This window comes from Streptomyces botrytidirepellens, assembly GCF_003721215.1.
GTDB lineage: Bacteria > Actinomycetota > Actinomycetes > Streptomycetales > Streptomycetaceae > Streptomyces > Streptomyces himastatinicus.
Window position 1 is genome coordinate 1 of sequence record NZ_RIBZ01000431.1, and the last position, 1,037, is coordinate 1,037.

The 1,037-nt window shown below is 64.5% G+C and carries 1 protein-coding gene; it reads left to right on the top strand.

Annotation, left to right across the window (positions count from 1 at the left end; all coding sequences use genetic code 11):
* Positions 1 to 1,037 (top strand): beta-ketoacyl synthase N-terminal-like domain-containing protein (locus EEJ42_RS31385; RefSeq protein WP_148082071.1); only part of this gene is annotated, 1,037 nt, incomplete at both ends.

Consider the following 1,037-nt stretch of genomic DNA (forward strand, 5'->3'; position numbering starts at 1 on the left):
ATTGTGGGTATGGGGTGCCGTTTTCCGGGTGGTGTCGCTTCTCCTGAGGGTTTGTGGGAGATGTTGGTCTCGGGTGGTGACGGGCTTTCGTCGTTCCCGGTCGACAGGGGGTGGGATCTGGAGGGTCTGTTTGATCCCGGTCCGGGTCGTGTGGGGACGTCATATGTGCGTGTCGGTGGGTTCGTGCAGGACGCCACGGAGTTTGATGCGGAGTTGTTCGGGATTTCGCCGCGTGAGGCGTTGGCGATGGATCCGCAGCAGCGGTTGTTGTTGGAGACCTCCTGGGAGGCGTTGGAGCGGGCGGGTGTTGATCCGTTGTCGTTGCGTGGTTCGGCGACGGGGGTGTTCGTGGGGACGAATGGTCAGGACTATCTGCATACGGTGGGTGGCAGGCTGGACGGGGTCGAGGGTTTTGTGGGGACGGGGTCCGCGGCGAGTGTGATTTCTGGTCGTGTGGCGTATGCGTTGGGTCTGGAGGGCCCTGCGGTGACGGTGGACACGGCGTGTTCGTCGGCGTTGGTGGCGTTGCATCTGGCGAGTCAGGCGTTGCGGTCGGGGGAGTGCCGGATGGCTTTGGCTGGAGGGGCGACGGTGATGTCCACTCCGGCGGCGTTTGTGGAGTTTTCGCAGCAGCGTGGGCTTGCGCCGGATGGTCGGTGCAAGGCGTTCGCGGAGGGTGCGGATGGTACGGGCTGGTCCGAGGGTGCTGGGGTTTTGGTGCTGGAGCGGTTGTCCGACGCCCAGCGCTTGGGACACCGCGTGTTGGCGGTGGTGCGGGGTAGTGCGGTCAATCAGGATGGTGCGTCCAATGGTTTGACGGCGCCGAACGGGCCGTCGCAGCAGCGGGTGATTCGTCAGGCGTTGAAGGTGGCGAGGGTCTCGGCGTCGGATGTGGATGTGGTGGAGGCGCATGGCACCGGTACGCGTCTGGGTGATCCCATTGAGGCGCAGGCTTTGTTGGCCACGTATGGGCGGGATCGTGAGGGGGATCCGTTGTGGCTGGGTTCGGTGAAGTCCAACATCGGTCACACGCAGGC